This is a genomic window from Streptacidiphilus sp. PAMC 29251 (assembly GCF_054208735.2).
Window position 1 is genome coordinate 124652 of sequence record NZ_CM135725.2, and the last position, 20828, is coordinate 145479.

At 70.9% G+C, this 20828-nt stretch carries 27 protein-coding genes and 1 pseudogene; 11 read left to right on the forward strand and 17 right to left on the reverse strand.

What is annotated here, in order from left to right; genetic code table 11:
• Positions 1-408 precede the first annotated feature (408 nt).
• The gene (locus ACXKR8_RS00675; protein WP_458270959.1) at positions 409-651 is read left to right on the forward strand and encodes a hypothetical protein; all 243 of its coding nucleotides are present in this window, start codon (positions 409-411) and stop codon (positions 649-651) included.
• A 255-nt stretch (positions 652-906) separates the two neighbouring features.
• Here the strand turns inward: ACXKR8_RS00675 and ACXKR8_RS00680 are convergent, their stop codons facing one another.
• Together ACXKR8_RS00680 and ACXKR8_RS00685 are read right to left on the reverse strand one after the other, a co-directional pair.
• Positions 907-1050 carry a hypothetical protein gene (locus ACXKR8_RS00680; protein ID WP_458270960.1) on the reverse strand — a complete coding sequence of 48 codons (144 nt, stop codon included), beginning with the start codon at positions 1048-1050 and terminating at the stop codon, positions 907-909.
• Between the two features lie 50 nt (positions 1051-1100).
• The gene (locus tag ACXKR8_RS00685) at positions 1101-1808 is read right to left on the reverse strand and encodes a hypothetical protein (protein ID WP_458270961.1); all 708 of its coding nucleotides are present in this window, start codon (positions 1806-1808) and stop codon (positions 1101-1103) included.
• A gap of 716 nt (positions 1809-2524) precedes the next feature.
• On the opposite strand from ACXKR8_RS00685, the gene ACXKR8_RS00690 reads away from it, so the two are divergent.
• Positions 2525-2713 (forward strand): hypothetical protein, encoded by a 189-nt coding sequence (locus ACXKR8_RS00690; protein WP_458270962.1) that lies wholly within the window; start codon positions 2525-2527, stop codon positions 2711-2713.
• Positions 2714-2756: 43 nt separating this feature from the next.
• Here ACXKR8_RS00690 and ACXKR8_RS00695 read toward each other — a convergent pair whose 3' ends face one another.
• The 3 genes from ACXKR8_RS00695 to ACXKR8_RS00705 form a co-directional block, all read right to left on the reverse strand.
• Positions 2757-3056 (reverse strand): hypothetical protein, encoded by a 300-nt coding sequence (locus ACXKR8_RS00695; protein WP_458270963.1) that lies wholly within the window; start codon positions 3054-3056, stop codon positions 2757-2759.
• On the reverse strand, positions 3049-3366 hold the full coding sequence (locus ACXKR8_RS00700; protein ID WP_458270964.1) for a hypothetical protein: 318 nt from the start codon (positions 3364-3366) through the stop codon (positions 3049-3051). The genes ACXKR8_RS00695 and ACXKR8_RS00700 overlap by 8 nt, the downstream gene beginning before the upstream one ends.
• Before the next feature lie 71 nt (positions 3367-3437).
• On the reverse strand, positions 3438-3569 hold the full coding sequence (locus ACXKR8_RS00705) for a hypothetical protein (RefSeq protein ID WP_458270965.1): 132 nt from the start codon (positions 3567-3569) through the stop codon (positions 3438-3440).
• Positions 3570-4119: 550 nt separating this feature from the next.
• On the opposite strand from ACXKR8_RS00705, the gene ACXKR8_RS00710 reads away from it, so the two are divergent.
• Positions 4120-5421, forward strand: a complete 1302-nt coding sequence (locus ACXKR8_RS00710; protein ID WP_462100207.1) for a hypothetical protein — start codon at positions 4120-4122, stop codon at positions 5419-5421.
• 168 nt (positions 5422-5589) lie between these two features.
• Here the strand turns inward: ACXKR8_RS00710 and ACXKR8_RS00715 are convergent, their stop codons facing one another.
• Complete coding sequence (locus tag ACXKR8_RS00715; protein ID WP_458270967.1) at positions 5590-5916, reverse strand: hypothetical protein; 327 nt, start codon at positions 5914-5916, stop codon at positions 5590-5592.
• Positions 5917-6207 carry a hypothetical protein gene (locus tag ACXKR8_RS00720; protein WP_458270968.1) on the reverse strand — a complete coding sequence of 97 codons (291 nt, stop codon included), beginning with the start codon at positions 6205-6207 and terminating at the stop codon, positions 5917-5919. It abuts the gene before it with no gap.
• Between the two features lie 433 nt (positions 6208-6640).
• On the opposite strand from ACXKR8_RS00720, the gene ACXKR8_RS00725 reads away from it, so the two are divergent.
• Entirely contained in the window at positions 6641-7975 is a 1335-nt protein-coding gene (locus ACXKR8_RS00725) for a hypothetical protein (protein ID WP_458270969.1), read from the forward strand.
• A 203-nt stretch (positions 7976-8178) separates the two neighbouring features.
• On the opposite strand, the gene ACXKR8_RS00730 is transcribed toward ACXKR8_RS00725, so the two are convergent.
• Together ACXKR8_RS00730 and ACXKR8_RS00735 are read right to left on the reverse strand one after the other, a co-directional pair.
• Positions 8179-9942 (reverse strand): ABC transporter ATP-binding protein, encoded by a 1764-nt coding sequence (locus ACXKR8_RS00730; RefSeq protein WP_458270970.1) that lies wholly within the window; start codon positions 9940-9942, stop codon positions 8179-8181.
• 170 nt (positions 9943-10112) lie between these two features.
• Positions 10113-10250: a SapB/AmfS family lanthipeptide gene (locus ACXKR8_RS00735; protein ID WP_458270971.1), complete on the reverse strand. Its 138-nt coding sequence runs from the start codon at positions 10248-10250 to the stop codon at positions 10113-10115.
• Between the two features lie 234 nt (positions 10251-10484).
• Between ACXKR8_RS00735 and ACXKR8_RS00740 the strand changes: the two genes are divergently transcribed.
• Together ACXKR8_RS00740 and ACXKR8_RS00745 are read left to right on the forward strand one after the other, a co-directional pair.
• Positions 10485-10772, forward strand: coding sequence for a hypothetical protein (locus ACXKR8_RS00740; RefSeq protein ID WP_458270972.1), 288 nt, complete (start codon positions 10485-10487; stop codon positions 10770-10772).
• Between the two features lie 179 nt (positions 10773-10951).
• Entirely contained in the window at positions 10952-11101 is a 150-nt protein-coding gene (locus tag ACXKR8_RS00745; RefSeq protein ID WP_458270973.1) for a hypothetical protein, read from the forward strand.
• A gap of 10 nt (positions 11102-11111) precedes the next feature.
• On the opposite strand, the gene ACXKR8_RS00750 is transcribed toward ACXKR8_RS00745, so the two are convergent.
• From ACXKR8_RS00750 to ACXKR8_RS00760, 3 genes are all read right to left on the reverse strand, one after another.
• Positions 11112-11300 (reverse strand): hypothetical protein, encoded by a 189-nt coding sequence (locus ACXKR8_RS00750; RefSeq protein ID WP_458270974.1) that lies wholly within the window; start codon positions 11298-11300, stop codon positions 11112-11114.
• Positions 11301-11393: 93 nt separating this feature from the next.
• Complete coding sequence (locus ACXKR8_RS00755; RefSeq protein WP_458270975.1) at positions 11394-11849, reverse strand: hypothetical protein; 456 nt, start codon at positions 11847-11849, stop codon at positions 11394-11396.
• An 86-nt stretch (positions 11850-11935) separates the two neighbouring features.
• Complete coding sequence (locus ACXKR8_RS00760) at positions 11936-12106, reverse strand: hypothetical protein (RefSeq protein WP_458270976.1); 171 nt, start codon at positions 12104-12106, stop codon at positions 11936-11938.
• A gap of 398 nt (positions 12107-12504) precedes the next feature.
• Between ACXKR8_RS00760 and ACXKR8_RS00765 the strand changes: the two genes are divergently transcribed.
• From ACXKR8_RS00765 to ACXKR8_RS00775, 3 genes and pseudogenes are all read left to right on the forward strand, one after another.
• On the forward strand, positions 12505-13923 hold the full coding sequence (locus tag ACXKR8_RS00765; protein WP_458267007.1) for an IS4 family transposase: 1419 nt from the start codon (positions 12505-12507) through the stop codon (positions 13921-13923).
• Positions 13924-13997: 74 nt separating this feature from the next.
• Positions 13998-14665: pseudogene (locus ACXKR8_RS00770) on the forward strand (IS6 family transposase).
• A gap of 75 nt (positions 14666-14740) precedes the next feature.
• Positions 14741-15394 (forward strand): helicase associated domain-containing protein, encoded by a 654-nt coding sequence (locus ACXKR8_RS00775; RefSeq protein WP_458275273.1) that lies wholly within the window; start codon positions 14741-14743, stop codon positions 15392-15394.
• 171 nt (positions 15395-15565) lie between these two features.
• Here ACXKR8_RS00775 and ACXKR8_RS00780 read toward each other — a convergent pair whose 3' ends face one another.
• The 4 genes from ACXKR8_RS00780 to ACXKR8_RS00795 all read right to left on the reverse strand — a co-directional run bounded on the left by ACXKR8_RS00780 (position 15566) and on the right by ACXKR8_RS00795 (position 18414).
• A complete protein-coding gene (locus ACXKR8_RS00780) occupies positions 15566-15763 on the reverse strand; it encodes a hypothetical protein (protein ID WP_458270977.1) in 198 nt (65 codons plus the stop codon).
• Between the two features lie 164 nt (positions 15764-15927).
• Positions 15928-17256 carry an alpha/beta hydrolase family protein gene (locus ACXKR8_RS00785; protein ID WP_458270978.1) on the reverse strand — a complete coding sequence of 443 codons (1329 nt, stop codon included), beginning with the start codon at positions 17254-17256 and terminating at the stop codon, positions 15928-15930.
• Positions 17257-17698: 442 nt separating this feature from the next.
• Positions 17699-18127 carry a hypothetical protein gene (locus ACXKR8_RS00790; protein WP_462100208.1) on the reverse strand — a complete coding sequence of 143 codons (429 nt, stop codon included), beginning with the start codon at positions 18125-18127 and terminating at the stop codon, positions 17699-17701.
• Positions 18124-18414, reverse strand: coding sequence for a hypothetical protein (locus tag ACXKR8_RS00795; protein WP_462100209.1), 291 nt, complete (start codon positions 18412-18414; stop codon positions 18124-18126). The genes ACXKR8_RS00790 and ACXKR8_RS00795 overlap by 4 nt, the downstream gene beginning before the upstream one ends.
• Positions 18415-19037: 623 nt before the next feature.
• On the opposite strand from ACXKR8_RS00795, the gene ACXKR8_RS00800 reads away from it, so the two are divergent.
• Positions 19038-19514: a helicase associated domain-containing protein gene (locus tag ACXKR8_RS00800; RefSeq protein WP_458270980.1), complete on the forward strand. Its 477-nt coding sequence runs from the start codon at positions 19038-19040 to the stop codon at positions 19512-19514.
• Between the two features lie 335 nt (positions 19515-19849).
• Here ACXKR8_RS00800 and ACXKR8_RS00805 read toward each other — a convergent pair whose 3' ends face one another.
• Positions 19850-20134, reverse strand: a complete 285-nt coding sequence (locus ACXKR8_RS00805; RefSeq protein WP_462100210.1) for a hypothetical protein — start codon at positions 20132-20134, stop codon at positions 19850-19852.
• A gap of 108 nt (positions 20135-20242) precedes the next feature.
• Between ACXKR8_RS00805 and ACXKR8_RS00810 the strand changes: the two genes are divergently transcribed.
• A complete protein-coding gene (locus tag ACXKR8_RS00810) occupies positions 20243-20674 on the forward strand; it encodes an SMI1/KNR4 family protein (RefSeq protein ID WP_458270982.1) in 432 nt (143 codons plus the stop codon).
• The last annotated feature ends 154 nt before the right edge of the window (positions 20675-20828 follow it).

The following is a 20828-nucleotide window of genomic DNA, read 5'->3' on the forward strand; positions in this document are numbered from 1 at the left end:
GGGGCGCCCGGGACCACGATCGCCCCCATCAGCGGCCCAGGACGGCTCTCTCATCGAAAGAGCCCCCTGTTCTGGTGTCGTCAGCAGGAGACCTCCACGGCTCCAGATCCGGCGTGGTGGGCGTGAGCACAGCACCCTTCGTCCGCCGCTGCTGCGGCTTTGCGCCGAGCTTCAGACGAATGAGTTAGTGAAGGATCGTCGCTGTTCAGGATCGTCGTGATCGGCGACGTGCACAGCGGGGTCGGTCCGGTTCGGCCAGAAAGGGCGGGTTGGGGGCGGTGCGGGGCACTGCGCCGTGGACGGCGAGGGGCAGGGGTGAGACTGCGGTCACCGGGCAGGGGTCCGGGGCCGGGAGTGGTCGACCGATCGGGCCCGGCCTGTGTCGGACGAGTTTGAGGATGTGGGCGTGTGAGCGGCTTCCGGGTGACCACCACGGTTGAGGTCTCGATGGAGCTGGGGGCCTACGGGGCCGACATCCAGCCCCTGATCAAGGAAGCGCTGGACCAGCTGTCGGACGAGTCCGCGATGGTGGCGGGCATGCCCGACGGGCCTGGTCGACACGCGGAACTCCTGCCGGGAACGGACTTCTACTGGGTCGTTCTGGAACGGCCCCGGCTGGTGATCGTCTGGCAGATCACGACCCGCAGCTGACACAGGACCGACCAGGGGCGACCCACCGGGGCGGCCCTGGTCGGATCCTGTCTCAGCCGGCGCGGACCCAGCAGTGCCCCGCACGGTGCGTGCGGGGCACTGCTGGGTCCGTTCGGGGTTGTCTCACCGCAGTGGTGGTGTCGGTGTGAAGGTCGGGTCTGGTGGGATGTCAGATCAGTGGGTTGGTCGTACGTGCCGCGGTCCGCTGCCCCTGCCGGGGTTCGCTGGCAGGGGCAGGGGCAGTGCCTGTGCGCTTCAGCCGATGCCTTTGAGGGTGCGGCGCGCGATCCCGCCGGCTATGAGGGAGAACAGCGCGGCTATGCCGTAGTTCAGCAGGGTCTGGATCTTGAGATTCGCTGTGGTGAACAGGTCGATGAACCAGGTGGCCAGCCAGTGCACTCAGTGAGGCATCAGTCCCCGTGGACCTAGGGACCACCGGCAGCCGGGGGTCAGGGGCAGTCGGCGCCGTCCGCGCCGTTGGCGCCGGCGACGCCGTTGGCCAGGCCGGCCGCGCCGTTGCCGCCCGCGCCGCCCTGGCAGTTCAGGCCGCCGTTGCCGCCGCGCCCGCCGTGGCCGCCGTGGCCGTCGCCCGGGCTTGCGCCGCTGGCGCCACCGAATCCGCCCGCACCGCCGTGACTGCCCGCCAGGAGCGCGGAACCGCCCGCCCCGCCGTACCCGCCGTCAGCGGTGGCGCCCACACCGCCGTAACCACCCGCGCCACCGACACCGGCCAGGGCCGCCGCACCGCCCAGGCCGCCCAGCCCGCCGACACCGGAGCTGCCGCCCGCACCGCCGTAGCCGCCGGCGCCTCCGACACTGTTGGTGCCGTTCGCGCCGCCGCCCTTGCCGCCCGCGCCACCGGCCACCGTGTTGCCGTGACCGCCGTAACCACCGCCACCGCCCAGGCCACCGGCCGCGTCCCCGCCGTCGCCGCCGTTACCGCCGTTGCCCGGGCTGCCGGTGGTACCCCCCGCGCCACCGGCACCCCCGGTACCGCCGAAGGAACCGGTACCCGCGCTGCCGTTGCTGCCGTTGGCCGCGTAGGCCACCCCGGAGGTGCCGGCCAGGAGACCGCCGATCGCGAGCGCCGTGACCACCACGGTCCGGGGCGCGGCCGTGGTGAAGAACCGACGAAAGGACAGAGTTTGCGTACGCATGAAGGACACACCTTCCAAGAGGCCGCACAGTGGCGAAGCCACTTTCCGCAGCTTTTCCACCAACCTACCCACCTCCGCAACCATCCGAACACGAAGTGTGACGAAATCCGGAAAATCACCCACCCGGAGAGGCCCCAAAGAGAAAGCCGAGGCTGAGGCATCCGCCGCCCCCGCCGCCGAGGCGCCGGTGAGCCGGTGGGCTCTTCGCCAGGGATTGGCCCATGCCCTGATTTAGAATCTGGACGGCTCCATTTCATCACTCTCCGGAGCGGAATCATTTCCCAAAGCGACACGTGCGGCTTTCGGTGCTGCACTTTCGCCGACGTCATGTACCACCAGCGCCTCGGACTGCTGAACGGGCCCGGCGATTGCGTCGCGTAAACGGTGGATCACCTTTGCTGCTCATACTCGGCTGCAGTTCCCAGCCGTGCCATCAGGGAGCTGATCCACCGCTACACCCGTCGGGTCGAGATCAATGAGCTGGCCGGGGGAAGTGCTCATACCGGTGCTGCTTGGCTGGCGACCGGTTCCCGGTAGGGGATGCAGCGTTGCAGCAGTACGGCAGGCTCTGCGGCGTCGAGGACGGTGCCCTGGTTCATCATGATGGAGCACGCCGCCGATCTCTTCGGGGAGGGCGTTGCCCATCTCCTGGTAGAAGTCCATCCGCGCTTCGGCGGGCAGGGCAGCGGCGACCGCGTTCTGGGTGCGTGCAAGCGGTGCGGGACGGGCCCCGTGGACCGGCTGTACGCACTCGCTGGTGGCTGCTGGTCCAGGCCGCTGCTGACCCCGCCACCTCCGCCACCGCGGCCGCCGTGAAGGCCGGCACGGGGCCCGGCCGCGGTGCCACCGCCGTCCTGCGCGAGCTGCACCGACGCAGCACGGACGTCAGCGCACAGCCGGGCTGACCGGCTATGACCAGTCACCCAGCAGGGGTCGCCGACAGGCCCCTCAGATCGGCTGTACGCGCGTCAGGATGCTGTACGGCTCCACGGCGTCGGCGAGGACGGTGAACTCCGCAACGAACATCGCCGCGTCCGTGCTCACCACCACACGCCGGAACGCGGGAGCGGCCGGGTCCACGGTGTAGCCCTTCGGGTTGCCGCGCGTCTCATTGATCTCCACCGACAGCGCCAGCACCGCCGACAGCAGATCGAACGTCGCGGCGGGATCCTCCAGCAGCGCGGCTACGGCCTGCGAGAACAGACACGGCCATCCGTCGTCGTGCAGGTCAAGGTCGCCGTCACTCAACGGGCAGGCCCCGCGCCTCGCGCCTCGCCAGGACCTCCGCCATCGAGACCACCGGCAGCGTCCCGGCCGCGGCCTGCTGCTGGACCCGGGCCCGGTCGGGGTCGCTGTCCAGCATCGCGTGGCCCCACCAGGTCCGCAGAACCGTCCCGATCTCATCGGGACCGGCCGCCATCAGCTCCTTCCGGAACTGGCTGCGGTTGCCCTCGCTCAACGCGGCCATCACGTCCGCAGGAGTGCACGCCACCCGGGGCCCAGCGCTGTAGTGCACCGGCTGCGCGCTCATCACGGTCTCCTCCAGTAGAACGGCCATCGGCCCCAGTCTACGAGAGCCCCACCCCCACCACAGCCGGATCCGCCCTGCGCCCAGAACTGTCGCCCAGATCATCGAAATCCTCGACGGCCGGACAGGTAGGCACGGGCCTCGACGAACGTGCCGAACCGGTCGTGGGTCTCGCGCCAGAACTGGAGGCTCGCCAGGGTGTCGCCGCCGGCGCGGTCCACGAGGATCATCATGCTTCGTACCCTGCCGATCACGGTGCGCGACCGGGGCGGGAATCGGCAACGCCGGTCCGCCCGCCGGGACCTGACATGCCGCCAAGCCTCGTGTTCCCGCAGGTTGTCGGCAGTATCCCCGATGATGGAGCTCCACAGGCGGATCAAGGGAACGGAAGGGCGCGCACATGACGGTGGAGGCCGACACCAGGGCGGATGAGCGTGTCGCGGGACGGCTGTGGGTGGTGCGCCTGGACCCCTACGGCCGTCCCTGCGCCGGCACGGTCAAGCTCACCTGCTCCCGCCCCGCCTGCCCCGAGCAGCGCTTCCCCCAGGGAACCGCGGCCGGGCGCGCGGCCGCGGTCGAGCACGTCAAGCAGCACCTGGCCCAGATCCGTACGGGCGGCGGCCCGCGCCCACTGGCGTGGTGCGCGTGCCGGGCCGCCGACTGCGCCTGGCACACCGCCGACCCCACCGCCCGAGCACACGGACGCCCCAAGCCATCGACGGGAGCGGACAAGTGCGGGGGCGCCGTGGCCCTGAGCGTCTACACCGACCGCACCGGCCGGCTGTGGCGCATCGCGGAGACCTGCACGCGCTGCGCGGCGCTGATCCCCGACTGCCAGGTCCTGGCCGCCGCCGTTCCCCCGCCCGCGAGCCGACCGGGGTGCAGCGGCCCGCGCGCGAGCCGGGCGCCGAGCAGCAGAGCGGGGTGGCGGCGGGGCCGGGTGTGGCGGCGGTCTTCTCCGGCACCAGCCCCGCAAGCACCGGCGCCGCTTCATCTGCGGGCGATGCCGCACCAGCATCTGTTCCCAAGGCCCGCACCGACGCCCCGGCCGCCTCGCGGCGGGTGGGGCAGCGGCAGTGGGGGAAGGTCGGACGATGGATTGTGCCCGCCGGCCTTGAGCCGGTCGACCTGCGCGACGAGCTGATCGACCTCGGGGACGCCTTCCGCGCCTACCAGGCGCGCACCCAGCCCGACCTTGCGGTCCTGGCCGCCCTGCACGAACGCAAGGCCCGCGCATTCGAGACCTGGGCCGCTGCCACCGGCGACCACAAGCTGCGCCAGGAAGGGCTGCGAGCGGGGAAGGCAGCGGCCGAGACGCACTACCAGCGCACCGGCCAGGCCGCCTCCACCGCCTCCACCGGGACCGCAACGGACACCGGTGTCGCAGTGCAGGCCCGTGCCGAAGTCGGCGGGCCGGTGGTGGACCGCCTCCTGACCGCCGGTCAGGCTGCTCACGCGCGCACGGTGCTGGACTACGCCGCGGCCGCCGCTCCCGGCCCGGATGCCGGGCAGCGCCTGGCGGTCCTGATGCTCGGCCTGCGCGCGGCCCGCGCCGGCACCGGCAACATCACCGGCCAGGACCTGACCGGCTGGCTCGCCGACGACGCCCAGCAGGTCCTGGACCACCTGGTCCAGGCCGGCTGGCTGCAGTTGCCCGGCACCGTCGCCGAGGTGATGGCCTCGCGGCCCGAGGACCCCACCGCGTTCACCGTCCCCTCCCTGCTTCCCGACCAGGCCAGCCCCTTCGGCTTCGGGAAGACCACCCGCTCCCGGATCTCCGGCTGGGCCCAGAAAGTGGTCGGCGACCGCAAGCTGCGCAAGAAGAAGGCGGGCGCCGCCGACCGGCTCCTGGCCCTCTACACCGCCGCCCACACCCGACCCGACGGACACCTCGGCCACCCCCGGGACAACGGGCTCGACCTCGCCCGGGCCGCCGTGTTCTGCACCCTGACCGTGGACCAGGTCGCCGGGCACATCGAGGTGCTGGTCGCCGCCGACTGGCTCACCGACACCACACTCACCGGCAACCGGCTGTCCGGGAAGCTCACCGAACGCGTCCTGCCGCTGGGCGGACTGCTGCAGTGAACCCCCGCGGTCAGCGCGTGAGCCGCTTGCAGCCGGGCTCCGAGCGGTGGGAACCGCGCCGGTTCGAAGTAGCCAGGCCCTCGGACAGCGATCACATCGTCTGCCTGAGCACGGACAACGCGGAATCTGCTGAACAGACCCTGCCAGCTGCCGGCCGTGTCGGCCTCGTCAGAAAGCGGTGTGGCCGCTGTCGGGCTCGGTGGGCCGGTCGGCGATCCAGACGATACACAGCAGGACGATGTGCCGGGTGTCGGCGGGTTCGGGGTTGATGACGTACTCGACGACGGCTGGGTGGCCGGGGACGGGGATGTCGCAGTACAGGCCGGTGGCGTCCAGGGCGACGCTCTCGGGCGGGGCCGGGTCGCGGTGCAGGACGACGGTCAGGGCCATGACGGCGGAGAACAGCTCGGCGGGGGCGGCGACCATGGCGTCGCCAACCTCGGTGGAGGGCACCACAGGCCAGGCCTGGCCCTGATCGTCGTAGCCGTCGGACACTCAGCGCTCCTGCGCGGCGTCGCGGCGCCGGGCGATGTCGTCCCAGGTCGTGGTCGCCAAGGTGCCCGTGCGGGCGGCCCGGAGCCGCGCCTCGCGGTCAGGGCGGCTGTCGTTGGCCGCCCGGCACCACCACACGTCCAAGAGACGTTCGAATTCCTCGCCCGAGCGGATGTGGCCGAGTTCCTGGTAGAACGCCATGCGGCGGGCACCACTGAGCGCGCTGGCGATGCCGTCGGGGTCGCGCGGGATCTGCGGCGATCCCGCGGCGTAGTGCACAGGCTGGGCGCTCACGGACTTCCCCTTTCCACCGGACCCGGGCACACAGTGGCCCGCTCGCTTCAGGCTACCGGCAGCGGGCTCCACCCCGGAGCCAGTCCCCGCCGCCCGCCGCCCGCGTGCACGGCAACGCTCAGGGGGTCGGCCGCACGGCGGTCGGTGACCTACCGGCGCCGGCGCACGGTGGCGGGGCGCTCCATCGGGTGGGTGAGGCGGGCTTGCCAGCAGGGGCAGGCCGGGCCATGGAGTGGGCGATGCCGGCGAGGGCAGGACCAGGTGCAGCAGGGCGATCCGCAACCGGGCCGTCACCTGATGCACGGGTCGGCAAGAGTGCTCCGCCGGTCACGTGAGGTTGATTTGCGGTCGCGTACCGTCAAGGTTCTGGTCGGCTGTCGCCTCCACCGCCACCGTGGCCTACGGCGAAACAGTGACCATCCAGGGGGCAGCGATGGCGGTTTTCAACCGGCGCATCACCGAGCTGATCGAATCGGGGCGCGCCGACGCCGAACAATACTTCCAGCAACTGGGCGGCGGCGCCGACGCCCTGCGCGCGGAGACCGCCACCGCCCTGCGCGAGGTGCGCGAGCACCTGGACGCCGCACAGCGGAGCCTGGCGCGGGAACTGGGTGACCAGGGCCGGGAGCAGTTGGCCCAGTGCCTCACCGCTGTGGCCGGTCTGCGGAGCGAGGTCGCCGCGCTGCGCGCGTCCCTGCCCGAAGCCCTCCCCGCGGCGGGGGCTGTTCCGGTCCTGTCCGTCGTGAAGTCCTGTGCACCCATCGAACCGGAGGCCGGCATGGACGATGACCACTCCCGCATCCTGACCGCCCAAGCGTCGCAGGAGGACGGCCTGCAGGAACTGTTCGACGTCCTGACCACGGTCGCGCTGATCAGCACCGTCGAGATCCACTTGCACCCGCACACGTGGGCGTTCATCGTTCGCCACGTCGCCCAGCAGGACCTGATCCACGAGCTCCTGCCCGAGCCCCAGGAACAGGAGTCGGACGTCCTGGTCACCGTCCACGTCTCCGGGCCCGTGCTGATGGGCATCCTCAACGCCCTCCACCACGCCATGCAGCGCCCTCGGGGGAAGGCACTGACCCGCACCGATATCGCGGAGAAAGCCCTCGCCGGAGCCCTCTACACCCGCCTCAGCAAGAACCCCGCCACAGGCTCCGGACCCGCCGGCGGAACCCGCACCCTGATCGTCATCGACGACCGCGCCCCCGACCAGGACCCGCCGCCCGAGCCCGCCCCGACGGGAACCGCCCCCGGCAGTCCACCGGCCACCGGTTCACCGGCTGCCGCCGACGCCTCTGGTGGCACCGAGGACGACGGCGCCGGCGCCGGCGCCGAGGGCGACGGCCCGGTCAGCGGCAGCGGCAGCGGTGAAGACGTCGGCGCACAGGACATCGGTGCGGACAGCGTGGACGATGGCGCAGAAGCGGCCGCCCACGTCGCGGCCGCGACGGCCGGCGGAGCCGAGGAGCTTCCCCGGCCTACGTACTTCCTGATCAACGGCATTCTCCTGTACGCCTCCTACCCCGTGTACTGCGTGGCTGAGAGGACGACGGGCGGGCGCTGCCGCAACCCCCTGGAATTCGGCCAGAACGGCCAATGGACCACCGCCACCACCGCCTCCGGCACCCAGGTCCACGCCTACGACGTCGGCCACAGCCCGCGCTGGATGAGCCAGCACTGCAACACCCACGACGACCCCGCCACCACAGACCACTGCCCCGCGCAGTGGCAGCCCCACCCCCACGACCTCGACGCCACCGGCTGACCCCCTGCGGGTCCGCGCCTGCGGGCTGCGAAGCGCGATACCGAACACCCGCCGACAGTTGCCGGTTGCGGCTACTGGGGGCGTCGTGGCGGTAGCCGCTGGCGGGTAGGTGGGTCAGGTACTGTCCGGTGCTGTCCTTGGCCGGCGCCGTGATGGGGCGGCGGACATCGGGTCGAGATCACTTGGCTGTGCCGGGAAGGTGCTCATACCGGTGCTGCTTGGCTGGCGACCAGTTCCCTGTAGGGGGTGCAGCGTCGGAGTAGGGCGAGGTGCTCTCCGGCGTCGAGGACGGTGCCCTGGTTCATCATGATGACGTAGTGGGCGTGCTGGACGGTGGTGAGTCGGTGGGCGACCACAAGGACGGCGCGGGTCGCCGCGAGGTCGTCCACGATGCCGCGGAAGCGTTGCTCGTTGAGGCCGTCGAGTTGGCTGGTGGGCTCGTCGAGCAGGACGATGTCGGCGTCGCTGAGCAGGGCGCGGGCCAGGGCCATGCGTTGGCGTTGTCCTCCGGACAGGTCGCAGTCGCGGCCCAGGGGTGTGTCCAGGCCCTGCGGGAGGCGGGCGATGTCGCGGGTCAGGCCGACCGCGTCCAGGGCGGCGGCGAGCTGGCTGTCGCTGGCTGGGCGGGTGCGGCCCAGTTGCAGGTTTTCGCGGGCGGTGGCTTCCAGCAGGGTGAAGGCCTGGTCGACGTAGGCGATGCGGGTGCGCAGCGCGTCCAGTGGCCAGTGCCGGGTGTCGTGGCCAAGGACGGTGATCGAGCCGGAACTGGGGTGGATGAACCGGTCGATCAGGGACAGGGTGGTGCTCTTTCCGGCTCCGGAGGGGCCCACGATGGCGGTCAGGCCGGTGCGGGCGGCGCTGAAGGAGATCCCGCGCAGGGCGGCTGCGGACTCGCTGGTGCCGGGGTGGGTGTAGGAGACGGACCGGAAGACCACGGCGGGGACGCCCGCCAGCGGGGTGGGGGTGGGCGGTTCGGTGGTCCGGGGGTCGGTTTCGGTGGGGAGGGACAGGAGTTCGTTGCAGCGGTCCCGGGCGGCCAAGCCGGCTTGCAGCCGGCCCAGTCCGGTGGCCAGGGTGCTCACGGCCGGGATCGTCTGCAGGAGGTAGAGCAGGAACGCGGCGAATCCCGCCACCCCGAGGTCGCCCGAGGCCAGCCGGGCACCGCCGGCCAGGATGACGGCGATCATCGCGAACTGGTTGCCCAGGGTCAGCACGGCGGGGATCAGGGCGTTGAGGCGGGCGCCCTGGAGGGAAACCGTCCGCAGCTGCCCGGCATCGGTGGCCAGGGCGCGGGCGGCCATCGGCTCGGCCCGGTAGGCCTTGATGGTGGTCAGGGCCTCCAGGTTGGCGGTGAAGCGCTGGGCGATGTGTCCCACCGCGTCCTGCTGGCCGGTCACGTTGGCCTTCATCCGGCGCAGGATCAGCAGGATCAGCCCGGTCAGGGCCGTGAGTGCGACCACCGTGGTCACGGTGAGGACCCAGTCGATCCAGGCCATCACCAGCAGCGTCGCCACCACGGTCATGGCTGCCAGGGGCAGTTGTGTGGCGACGTCGATGACCTGGCGCAGCAGGGCCGCGTCCGAGGTGATCCGGGCGGTGAGCTCGCCGGTGCCCTGGGAGCGGGCCACCGCCAGCGGGAGCCGCAGTGCGTGCTCCATGATGCGGATCCGCAGCCGGTAGATCATGTGCTCGCCGATGCGGGCGCTCAGGAACCCCGACAGCGCCTGGGTCACAGCGCCGACGACAGCGGCGGTGCACATCAGCGCGATGTCGGGGGTCATCGTGCGGTGGTCGGAGAAGTCGGTGATCACGGAGCGCAGCAGCAGCGGCAGGGCGAGGGCGGCAGCCGTGGCCGTCAGCGCGAGCAGGAGCGCGCCGGCCAAGGTGGCGGGTTCGGTGGTCAGTTCGCGGCGCAGCCGTATCCGGTCCGGCAGATGGCGGGTGCGGGGAGGCAACTGGTCTGCCACGGGCGGCCTCTCTGATGGGGCAGCGGTACGCAGGGCGGCGGGATCGGGCTGTGGGCGGGGTGTGGACCGGGCCGCAACGGCGTATCGCCGTTGCGGCCCGTTGGCTGGCCGGGACCGTGGTTAGGGTCCCGGCCGACCGGACTGTGGCTGGCCCCGTTAGGGGGCAGGGGTCACAGGCAGATCAGGGTGCTCAGGGTGCTGGTGCCGCAGGTGATCACGCTCAGGGAGCTGACGCTCGCGAGCGTGTCGTCCATCGGGGCCGCCTCGGTCTCGGGCAGCTCCATCGTCTGGAGGTCGAGGATCGCCATGACTGGTCTCCTTACTGGTGAGGATCCACCCGGCCGGTGGCCGGGGGTCTGTGGGGGGCGCCGGGCGCGCCCGGGGGTGGTGCGGAACGGGTGGTCGGGTCAGCTCGGCTCGGTCGCGGCCGCCGCCCCGGTCCAGGGCTTGGATTGTGCGGCTCTTCGACCTTGGAAGGCTCGCGAACGCCTTCGGCCCCGCGGCGGTAGGGTGGGGCCCGAGCAGTAGCAGGAGGGTGGCCGATGTCCGTACAGCCGATGCACGAGGCCGGTCCTGTACCAGTGGCCCGCACCCAGAACGCGGTCGCCGCAGCCCTGCCCGCCAGTTCCCGGATGGACTTCCACCGTGAGATGGGCGAGGCCTCCCCCGAGCAGATCGGCCAGGTGCTGACCCGCTGGTGGCTGCTGGTCCAGGTCGCCGCCGACCCCTCCACCGCCGCAACGGCGGCTGCGGTCACCGCCGGGACCGCGCCCGGGCGCGGCGCCACCGACGTCCTGCGCGACCTGCACCGCCGCGGCACAGGAGCGTAGCCGCCGGTGTCGTGGCCGGATGAGAACGGGGCCGACGAGCCCGACCCGCTGGTCATGTCCCCGCAGGTCGAAGCGGTGCTCCTTGACCCGGACACCCCGATGGACGTTGTGGGCGCGCTCGCCACCGCGATGGTCGCCCTGCGCGATGCCCTGGACGTCGGCGTCCTGCCCCCGACGCCATGCCCGTCCCCGGCATCCCCGACGCCTTCCTGCTTGCCCTGCCACGCAACCTGGGCATGCTCGAATTCCATCAGACGCAGGCAGAAGGCCGTCTCGCGGTCTACCTCTCGCGCGTCGTACGCACCGACTCCTACCCCGACGCGTTCTGACCCTGCTGCCTCACTCGTCCGGATCGAGGTCTTTCGGATCGCGGCGCAGTACAACGGGTGTGCTGCCGCCCTGGATGGTCAAGGTCTTGCCGAGGGGCGTGCCGTCGGCCCGGAACGTCGTGCGCAGTATCTGGGTTCGGGTCCCCACCGGGCTGCGGGTCATGACCAGCGCCGGGGAATCGGGTAGCAGTTCCAGCACTGCCGTGGCGGTGAAGAAGAGGTCGGTCTGTCTGTATCCTCAGCGTCCGCGAGATGGCTGTGACCACCTCTCGACTCCACCCGGCGAGTGAGGTCAGCGTGTGGACCGGTAGAGGGCCAGGGAACCGATCTGGAAGGTGATGGGTCCGGTGGTGGTGGGTGGGGGATGGATACTGCCGTCGTCGATGGACAGGTTCAGGACCGGGTAGGCGCGAAAGGCCCGGCCCACCCCGCAGTGGTCGCTCCAAGCAGGTCGCAGCCGCCGAAGACTGGTCCCGACGTACCAGGTGGTGTTGCGCGCGCCCAGCAGGACCGCCGTATAGAGCCAGGCCCCTGGGGCGACCTGCGGGGACGTCCAGGAAGTGAAGGCGGCCGGGCGGCGGGTGTGGTTGACGAACTCCAGGGTGTGGGGGCGGTCCGAATGCCACTCGAACAGGTCGACCTCGTTGCCCCCGTCGCGCCAGGACCACAGAGCCGGCCACGCGCCCGGGCCGTGCACATCCGGCAGACGCACCCGGGCGACCACCAGGTCCCCGGCACGCTCCAGCATTCCATCGCCACCTGTGGCACAGGAGTCACCGGTAGTCAGCAGCCCGGTGGTCCACCGGCCGTGCGCGGCCCGCCGGGCGGTGATCCTCAGGCCCCGTGCGCGGTGAGCGCGGTACGGGTGAGCTGGTCGAGTTTGTGCTGGCCGGGGTTCGTGGTGCAATCCGTGTAGGCGCCGCTCTGCCACCCCCACACCGCCCCCAGCCGCAGCCTGCCGAAGTCTTCGGAGAACACCGCGCGCTGCCCGGCCAGCAGGCTCACCCCGCTCCCGGGAGCGGCGCGAGCAGCAGCAACACCACTGCTTCTGCGGCTGCCGCCGGCTGAGCCCGCCCCGAGGGCGAAACACGCAGCAACCAGAAGGACCAGCACCGGACGCATGGGACGCATACAACCAACACTCATCCATCGAGCCCCACCCCGCACGGCAGACCACCGCCGAAGGTGTTGTCACGTTGTCTGGCGGCGGTAGGATGATCTTGTAGTTGCTCGTTGTCGGGAGGGTCGTTTCGTGGTGTCTGTGCCGCCGTCGTACAGCAACCACCGGTATCAACACCAGTGCGTTAAGCCTGTGACCTGCGGCGCAACCCCGGCGTGAACGTCGAACGGGACTCCTGATAGATCATCTTGCTGCCAAGCTCGGATGATCATCGGGAGTCCCGTTGCGCGATCAGTCTGCCACCACGCCCGCCATGCAGGTGATCCCGGGGGTCTACGCGCCGGGCCACTTGGGCGAGTTGACCCAGATCGTGGATTTTGCCCTGGTGGACGCCGTGCTGGAGGAGACCGGGGCGCGGGAGAAGCGGCTGCGGCTGCTGCCCGCCCGCGTGATGGTGTACTTCGTCCTGGCTCTCGCGCTGTTCGAGCACGCCTCGTACCGGGCGGTGTGGGGAAAGCTGACCGCGCACCTGCCCGCGGCCGTGATCGTCCGGCCAGCCGTCTCCTCGCTCGCCCGGGCGAGGCGCCGCCTGGGTGCCCGCCCCCTCAAGGTGCTGTTCGAGACGCTGGCGGGTCCTGTCGGCGAGCGCCACCGCCCCGGCTCCTTCTACCGGGGGCTGCGCACAGTGGCCGTCGACGGCACCAGTCTGCACGTGCCCGAAGACGCGCAGGTCACCTGGCTCTATCCCAAACGGGTCGGCGAGAAGAGGGAGTTCGGCTACCCGCTGCTACGCCTGCTGGTGATCGTCGAGTGCGGCACCCGGGCTCTGCTGGGCGCGGCCTTCGGCCCCGAGGCAACCGGTGAACTACCCTACGCCACACGCCTGTTGCACGTGCTAGACGCGTCGATGCTGCTGCTGGCCGACGCGGGCTTCGACGCCGTGCACTTCCTGGCCGACACCGCCGCGACCGGCGCCCACTTCCTGGTGCGCTCGGGCGCCAGCCGCTGCCCCACCGCCCTTCAACACCTCGCAGACGGCTCCTACCTGGCCCGCCTGCGCGCCCCCTACCGGGCCGGCCTGGGCTACTCGCCCCTGCCGGTGCGCGTGATCGAGGCCGAGGTCACCGTGACTCTGTCCGACGGCACCGTACGCACCGAGCAGTGGCGCCTGCTCACCAGCCTCCTCGACCACACCACCCACCCCGCAAGCGAACTCCTGCACCTCTACCACGAGCGATGGCAGGCGGAGACCGCCTATTTTTCGATCAAGGCCAGCATCCTGGACGGCCGCGTCCTACGCTCGCGCAGCATCGACGGCCTCGACCAGGAGGTCTGGGCACTGCTGACCGCCTACCAGGTGCTGATTCGCGCCGCTGCCGACGCGATCACCGACCAGCCCGCCCTGGATATGGACCGCCTCAGCTTCACCGTGCTGCTGCAGGCCGCCGCAGACACCGTCCTGACCGCCGCCGGCACCACGATCCAGGACAAGGCCGACCTGGTGGGAAGGATCGGCGCAGCGATCCTCGCCGACCTGTGGCCCGCGCACCGCCGACAGCGCGTCAAGGCCCGCAGCAAGAAGAACACCACCAGCAAATACGCCCCGAACGCGGGCAAGCACCCCCAGAGCGCACCCACCTACACCTTCAGCGCCAAGATCGGAATGCTGGAGAACGGACTCACTGCCCGCCCACGACGCTGACAGCCACGCAGGCCACGGTTGCACCGCAGGTCAACGCCCTAACGCACTGGTGTTGCCACCGGTATCCGCCGGAGATCATCGCGCACTGCGTGTGGCTGTACTTCCGGTTCCCGCTCAGCTTCCGCGAGGTCGAGGAGCTGATGCTGGAGCGCGGGGTGGTCGTCTCCTACGAGACGATCCGCCGGTGGACGCTGAAGTTCGGGCAGGACTACGCCAACGCGCTGCGCCGCCGCCCGCGGCCCGGGACAAGTGGCACCTCGACGAGGTGTTCGTGAAGATCAACGGTGAGCAGAAGTACCTGTGGAGGGCCGTCGACGCCGACGGAAGCGTCCTGGACATCCTCGTGCAGAACCGCCGTGACACCGCCGCGGCCAGGCGTTTCTTCCGCAAACTCCTGAAGGGGGCCGGGTCGGTGCCGCGGGTGGTCGTGACCGACAAGCTCCGCTCCTACGGGGCCGCGCACCGCGAGGTCATGCCCTCGGTCGAGCACCGCTCCCACAAAGGTTTGAACAACCGAGCCGAGAACAGCCACCAGCCCACCCGGCAGAGGGAACGCGCGATGAAGGGCTTCCGATCCGTCGGAGCGGCCCAACGCTTCCTGGCCGCGTTCAGCGGCATCTCACCCCACTTCCGACCCCGACGCCACCTCCTCACCGCCGGCCGGAACCGCCTCGAAATGACCATCCGCTTCACCATCTGGAACCAGATCACCGGTGCCACCGGCCTGCCCGCGGCAGCCTGAACCACCGCCACCACCCGGGCCCACCACGCCCCGACACACCACCAGAACCCCCCACCCCCAACAACGTGACAGCACCTGTTCGACACCGCGTTCACCGACAACGTCACCGCGGTGGCCGGCTACGCCGCTGAGCACGGCCACGCCTGCCCGCCCAACGACGCCGTATGGAACGGCAGACCTGTCGGGGTGATTCTCAAGAACCTGCGAACCGCGCAGCGGCGCACCGAGGCGCTCCAGCGCCGCGCGGAGGCCGGGGAAGGCGGGCTGGAGTGGGCCGGGGCCCTGTCCCCGGACCGCAAGGCGGCGCTGGACGCCATCGACCCGTCGTGGTGCCCGGTGGGGTGGTCCCTGGAGTGGCAGCGGTCCTTCACCCTGGCCCGCCGCCACGTCCAGGCCGGCGGGAAGCTGCTGGGGACGACGCCGGGCCGTGTCGCCGTCCAGGGCGAGGACCTCGCCGGGTGGGCCCGCGTGCAGCAGCTCGGCTGGGACAAGCTCGGACCGGCGCAGCAGTGGATGGTCGAGCACGTCCTCGGGCTGGAGCCCCTGGCCCCGGAGCAGCGGCCCACGGGGAAGGTCCCGCACGCGGAGACGGAGCGGCGCAACCTGCTGGCGGCTGCCCAGTACCGGGAGCGCGAGGGCACCTCAACGCCCCGCGCGGACACAAGGAGACCATCGTCCTGGACGCCGGGGACAGCGACGCCGACGACGACGGGCACGGCACCGAGGTGACCTTGTCGCTGGGGCTTTTTCTGGCGAACAGCAGGACCAGGAGGGCCACCATCCCGGCCGAGCGCGCGGCCAGGCTGTCCGAGCTGGGGATGCGGTGGGAGTGACCGCAGGGCGCAGCTGGTGGCGGCGGCCGGGGGTACTGGACCCCGGCCGCCGCGGCTTGTGCCCGCATCAGGCACCGCGCGGGGCCATGGTGATGGTGACCTTCGACCCGGTGTACGACGTCGTGACGTCGTACACCGGGTCGTCACCGTCCCGGCCGTCCTCGTCCGCGTCGGCCAGGGCGCCGAAGACGTCGGTGTCGCCCAGTTCCGCCACCAGCACCTCCACCGCCCGCTCCGCCGCCCCGGTCAGGACCGGCGCGGTCATGCGACTGCTGACCTCGAGTCCCGGTGCGCGAGAGTCGACGCACCGGCGTCGGGAGATATCTTGGGCCGCAAATAGCCGTGAGACACGTTTGGCACACAGGCTGCGGGGCCACCGGGAGGAGGACGTAGGCCGCCCGGTGGCGGACCCGGTGCGGCCGCAGGCGACTACCTCTCGTCGGGGACTGCGAGGCCGAGCTCGATGAGCCAGGTGATCAGCTCGTCGGTGTCGACGTTGATCGTCTTGAAGTGGGCCCCCAGCGGTTCGTCGTCGTCGGGCACCTGGGCCGCGGTGTAGATCTTTTCGGTGATCCTGGCGGCGCCGTTGGTTTTCTTGAGCTCTTCGATGAGGACCCTGGTGCCCGGGACGAGCGCGAGGGGGTTGTACTGGACGCGCCTGTCCGAGCGGGCCTGCGTGATGCGGACCGGGACGCGGATGGCGACGTCGGGGTTCATCTTCGTCAGCTGCTCGTTGAACTTCACCTGGTCGGGGTTGGGGTGGGTCAGGTAGGTGTCCGGAAGGACCTTGCGGAACTGCTCGTTGCCCGGCACCCCGCCGAAGAGTTCGCTGTCGCTCAGTTCCTCGCGGGACAGGGTCCAGACCTTGGGCCAGAACTCGTAGGCCCGCTCGGACAGCACCTGCTCGGGGTCGATGCTGTGGCCGTCGGCGATGGCGCCGCCGATGGCGCCGGCCAGGAACAGCGGGGTGAAGGCGTAGCCGTCATCGGGCGCGGGGAGCAGAGCGCCTGCCTGGACGATGTTCAGGGGGTGGTTGGCCGGGGCGATGGCGGCCACCGCGACCAGCCCGCTCACCCGCTCCCGCTCGGGGTTCTCCTGCTTGGCGTTGGCGGCGGCGAACAGTGCGGCCTGGCCGCCCTGGGAGTGTCCGACGATGGCGAACTTCTTGGAGATCTCGTCGCGGAACAGGTGGCGGGCGGCCAGCACGATGTCCAGTGCGGCGCGCGCCTCGGACTGGCCGAGCAGGTAGGGGTGGAGCTTGTCCTGGGGGCTGAGGCCGGTTGCGGTGCCGTCGTCGGTGCCGGTCCCCAGGGCCTCGTAGTCGGTCATGGCCACCGCCCATCCCTGGTCCAGGAAGCGGCCGAGGATCGTCTTGGGGTAGGCGTTCATCGCCGACGCCCCGGTCTCGCCGGTGTCGCGGGACGGCGCGACCCGGTTCGCGCAGCCGACCGTGCCGTGACACCAGGTGACCAGCGGGTAGCCGCCCTCGGGGACCGGGTGCTCCTCACGGTCGGGCAGGACGATGATGCCGGAGGTGGCGACCGCGGTCGGATTCTGGCCGGCGGTCTCGGACCGGTACAGGACCAGCCAGTTCTCCCCGCCCTCGGGCACCGCGAAGGTGTTGTCCAGCGGCCGCAGGTAGACGGGGTCGCCGACGGCCTGGCCGGACAGCGAGTCGGGCGTCGTGAAGTTCGTGTAGAACGCGTCGTCGTCGGGGGTCTGCTCGACCAGCTTCTCGATCAGGGACGTGTCTCTCATGGGCTTCCCTCCACAGGAACCGCCCCGGCACACGACCGCTCGGCTGAAGTATTCCCTCAGGCAACGAGCGGGCATGCCGGGACATTCGAAAACAGATGATCGGCCGGGCCTGCTTCGCTGCGCACCGTGAACACGGCGTCGGCGTCGGCGTCGGCCGGATGAACAGAGCGCGTACATGCCTCTTCACCGCACAACGGCCAGGACATACCGCGCCGAGGAGAGGCTTGGCCCCGGCCTGTCACGGCGATGCCGTTGGACGCGCAAGCACGGGACCCGCAGCGGCGAACCGGCGGGTCCAACGCCCCGGGTCGGTGCGCCAGACCGCCGAGTCGGCGGAACCGGGCACCCCGGGCCGACGGCCACTGCGGCGCCGCGTGGTGCTCCGCCTTCCCCCGGGCAGGCATCCGCGAGGCGGCCCGGCCGGGGACACCGCGCGGCCGGGTCAGAACCTGTCGGGGAGCATGGCGGCCACCTCGCTGCCGTAGCTGTACAGGTTGGCGATATTGCTGGTGGCGCCGACGACCAGACGGATGCCCTCTCCGGCCTTGCGCTGCCCGCGGACGAGGATGTCCTTCAGGCCGTCGTCGGTCTTGAAGGTCTCGTACTTCCAGCTCCCGGACGCGGATTTGTGCCCGATCGTCGCGTACTGCTGGGTGAGGGCGCCGCCCTGGCTGTCGGCATCCAGGGTTCCCCGCAGGATGTAGCCGGTCGGGCCGTCTGCCCAGGCGTGGCCCTCGAAGCGTACGTAGTAGGAGTTGTTCTCGTTCCCGTCGGTCTTCGTGTATACGACCACGACTGGCTGGAGGGGGCCGCCGGCCTCCAGTGTCACCGTCGACCCGTAGTGGTAGTTCCCCATGGCGGTGACGTTCACGCCGAGCCTGAAGTCGACCGTCTCGTTCGCCAGCCGCGCCCCTCGCCCCGGACGTTGATGGTGTCGCCCGTGATCCGGTACTCCAGGGTGTTCCAGTCGCCCGACGTGGCGCCGTGCTCGACCTGCACCGTGTTGTCGAAGCTCTCGGAGGACCGGTTGAGGCGGCAATAGCCCTTGACCGTGCCGGAGAACATGTAGCCCGTGGCGCCCTTCGGCTCCACCACGGCCTCAAGGACGAGGTCCGTGGCGTAGTCCTTCTCCTTGAACTCGGCCCTGACGATGCCCATAGTCCTTACCCCTTTTCTCCGGGCCTCGCCGCCTCCAGGCCTGCCCCTGTCATGATCATGAAGCGGGCCGGCGGGTAGCGTCATCGGATTCGGGGCGAGTCACTCGATCGAGTGAAGTTCGGGAATTTCCGGGACACGACACACGCGCCCCGTTCCGGAGGACCCTCGCTTGGGGCGGCCCGCCGCGTCCCCGTGTGGTCCGCCCGGATGGCAAGGATCCTGGCCAACTGGCCTGTCAATTCTGGCCAGGCCCGGAGTCCAGGCACATGGAGCTCCGCCGACACGGCACGCCCTTCCGTGCCGAGTCGGCCCGGTGGGCACGGACCGCGGCGCGCTGCTGCCCGGCCCTCGAAGCGCCGGGTGCTGTCGCCGTGCCGGGCCCGCGCGGCCGGCTTCCCGCGTCACCTGCACGGCTGGGTTCCGGAACGGGGCGGAGCCCCGCGGCAGCACGCCAGAACGCCACCGCTACGACCCCGCCGCTGCGCCGCTGGTCACGTCCCGCCACGTGGTGTAGCCGATCATGTGCATCAAATCAGCAAATCAGCAAGTCGCAAGGGGTCTGACGCCCAGTCGGAGAGCAGCGGCCTCCCGTCAGGCAGGATTCTCCACGATGAGCCCCCGGCATGGATATGCGCCCAAGATCGACCCCGCTGAACGGCATGATCGGCTACACCACGTGGTGGGACACCATCGCGCCGCTTCACCTGAGTTCCGCTGCCGCCGGCTACGCGGCTGAGCACGGGCACGCCTGCCCGCCAGGCGATGCCGTCTTCAACGCCAAGCCTGTCGGGGTGATCCTGAAGAACCTACGGACTGCGCAGCGGCGCACCGAGGCGCTCCAGCGCCGGGCCGAGGCCGGGGAGGGCGGGCTCGACTGGGCCGGGGCGCTGTCGCCGGACCGCAAGGCGGCGCTGGACGCCATCGACCCGGCCTGGTGCCCGACGGGGTGGTCCCTGGAGTGGCAGCGGTCCTTCACCCTGGCCCGGCGCCACATCCAAGCCGGCGGAAAGCTACTCGGAGCAGCGCCAGGCAGCATCGCCGCCCAAGGTGAGGACCTCGCCGGGTGGGCGAGGATGCAGCAGCCGTGCGGCTGTTGCTGATGAACAGGCCCAGGCTGATCTCCGCGGTGGTGCCGTCGTCCAGGACGATCGGCTCTCGGTGGGTGCGAGGGACATCGAGGTTCGACTCACGCTCCCGGTACTGGGCGGCGGCGGCCAGGTTCCGGCGCTCCTTCTCGGCGTGCGGCACCCGGCCGTTCCTCCGGTGCCAGGGGTTCCAGTCCGAGGACGTGTTCGCACATCCACTGCTGCGCCGGCCCGAGCTTGTCCCATCCGAGGAGGGCCACCATCCCAGCTGAGCGGGCAGCCCGGCTGTCCGAACTCGGCATGCGCTGGGAGAAATAGCAGCAGCGGGTCCTGGGTCCGGTTGGTCAGCCTCAGAACAAGGAGTCTTGGTTGGGGTCCTGATCGGGACGTATCAGCACGACGTCCTCGCCCCGCCACTTCGCTTCCAGGTACCTACGCCAGCCGCGCGGCGCAGGCCACGGGATACCCCACTGCTTCAGCTGCGCACGGCTCCAACCGCCAGCCTCGGTCTGCGCGGCAGCGACTTCTTCAGGTGAGGGAACCACGTCATCAGCCATGCGCTGATAGTGCCCAAGCCCGCCCCCCACAACCGTGGCCCATCCGAAGAGCCAGCGGAACCAGACGTCGATACCCACCACCCCAGAGCGCGTGTAGAGGCACAGCGCCGGTGCGGTGCACAGGGGCGCAAGGCGCAGCCGGGGACGGCGGTCCCGCTGTCAGGGCACTCTGGGACACTGCCGGACATGACCTGGAACGATCATGATCTGCGGAACTCGCAGACCCGTATCAACACCTGGCTCGCAGGCCACCGCCAGCGGGCCCCCGAGCGGCCTGCCGCCGCTGCGGAGGAGCTCCGCGCGCTCGAAGCGGACCTCGGGGCCACACTGCCCGCCGACGTGCACCGGTGGTGGACCATGGCCGGTGTCAGCGCCGACTTCTGGATTCCCGGGTCGTTCGCTCCGGTGGGCCTGGACGAGGCCCTGGAGACCCGGGAGATCTGGCTGCTGGTCGCCGAGCAGGAAGGAACCGCCCTGGACGCGAGCGGCAACCCGGAGCCCCGGTTCCACCCCTGGTTCCTGCCGATCGCCATGGACCCCGGCGGGGACGGCCTCATCGCCGACCTACGGCCCGGCGAGTCCTACGGCGCCCTGTTCCGCTGGGACCACGAGACCTAGATCCTCGAACTCCCCCTGTGGGAATCAGTCGCCTCCATGCTCCACGACACCGCCACCGCCCTCGAAATAGGCGCACCAGCCCTCCTGCAGCACGCCACCCACGGTGGCCAGGAGCAGCCCTGCATCGCCGCCGTGGTCAACGATGCCGGAGAAC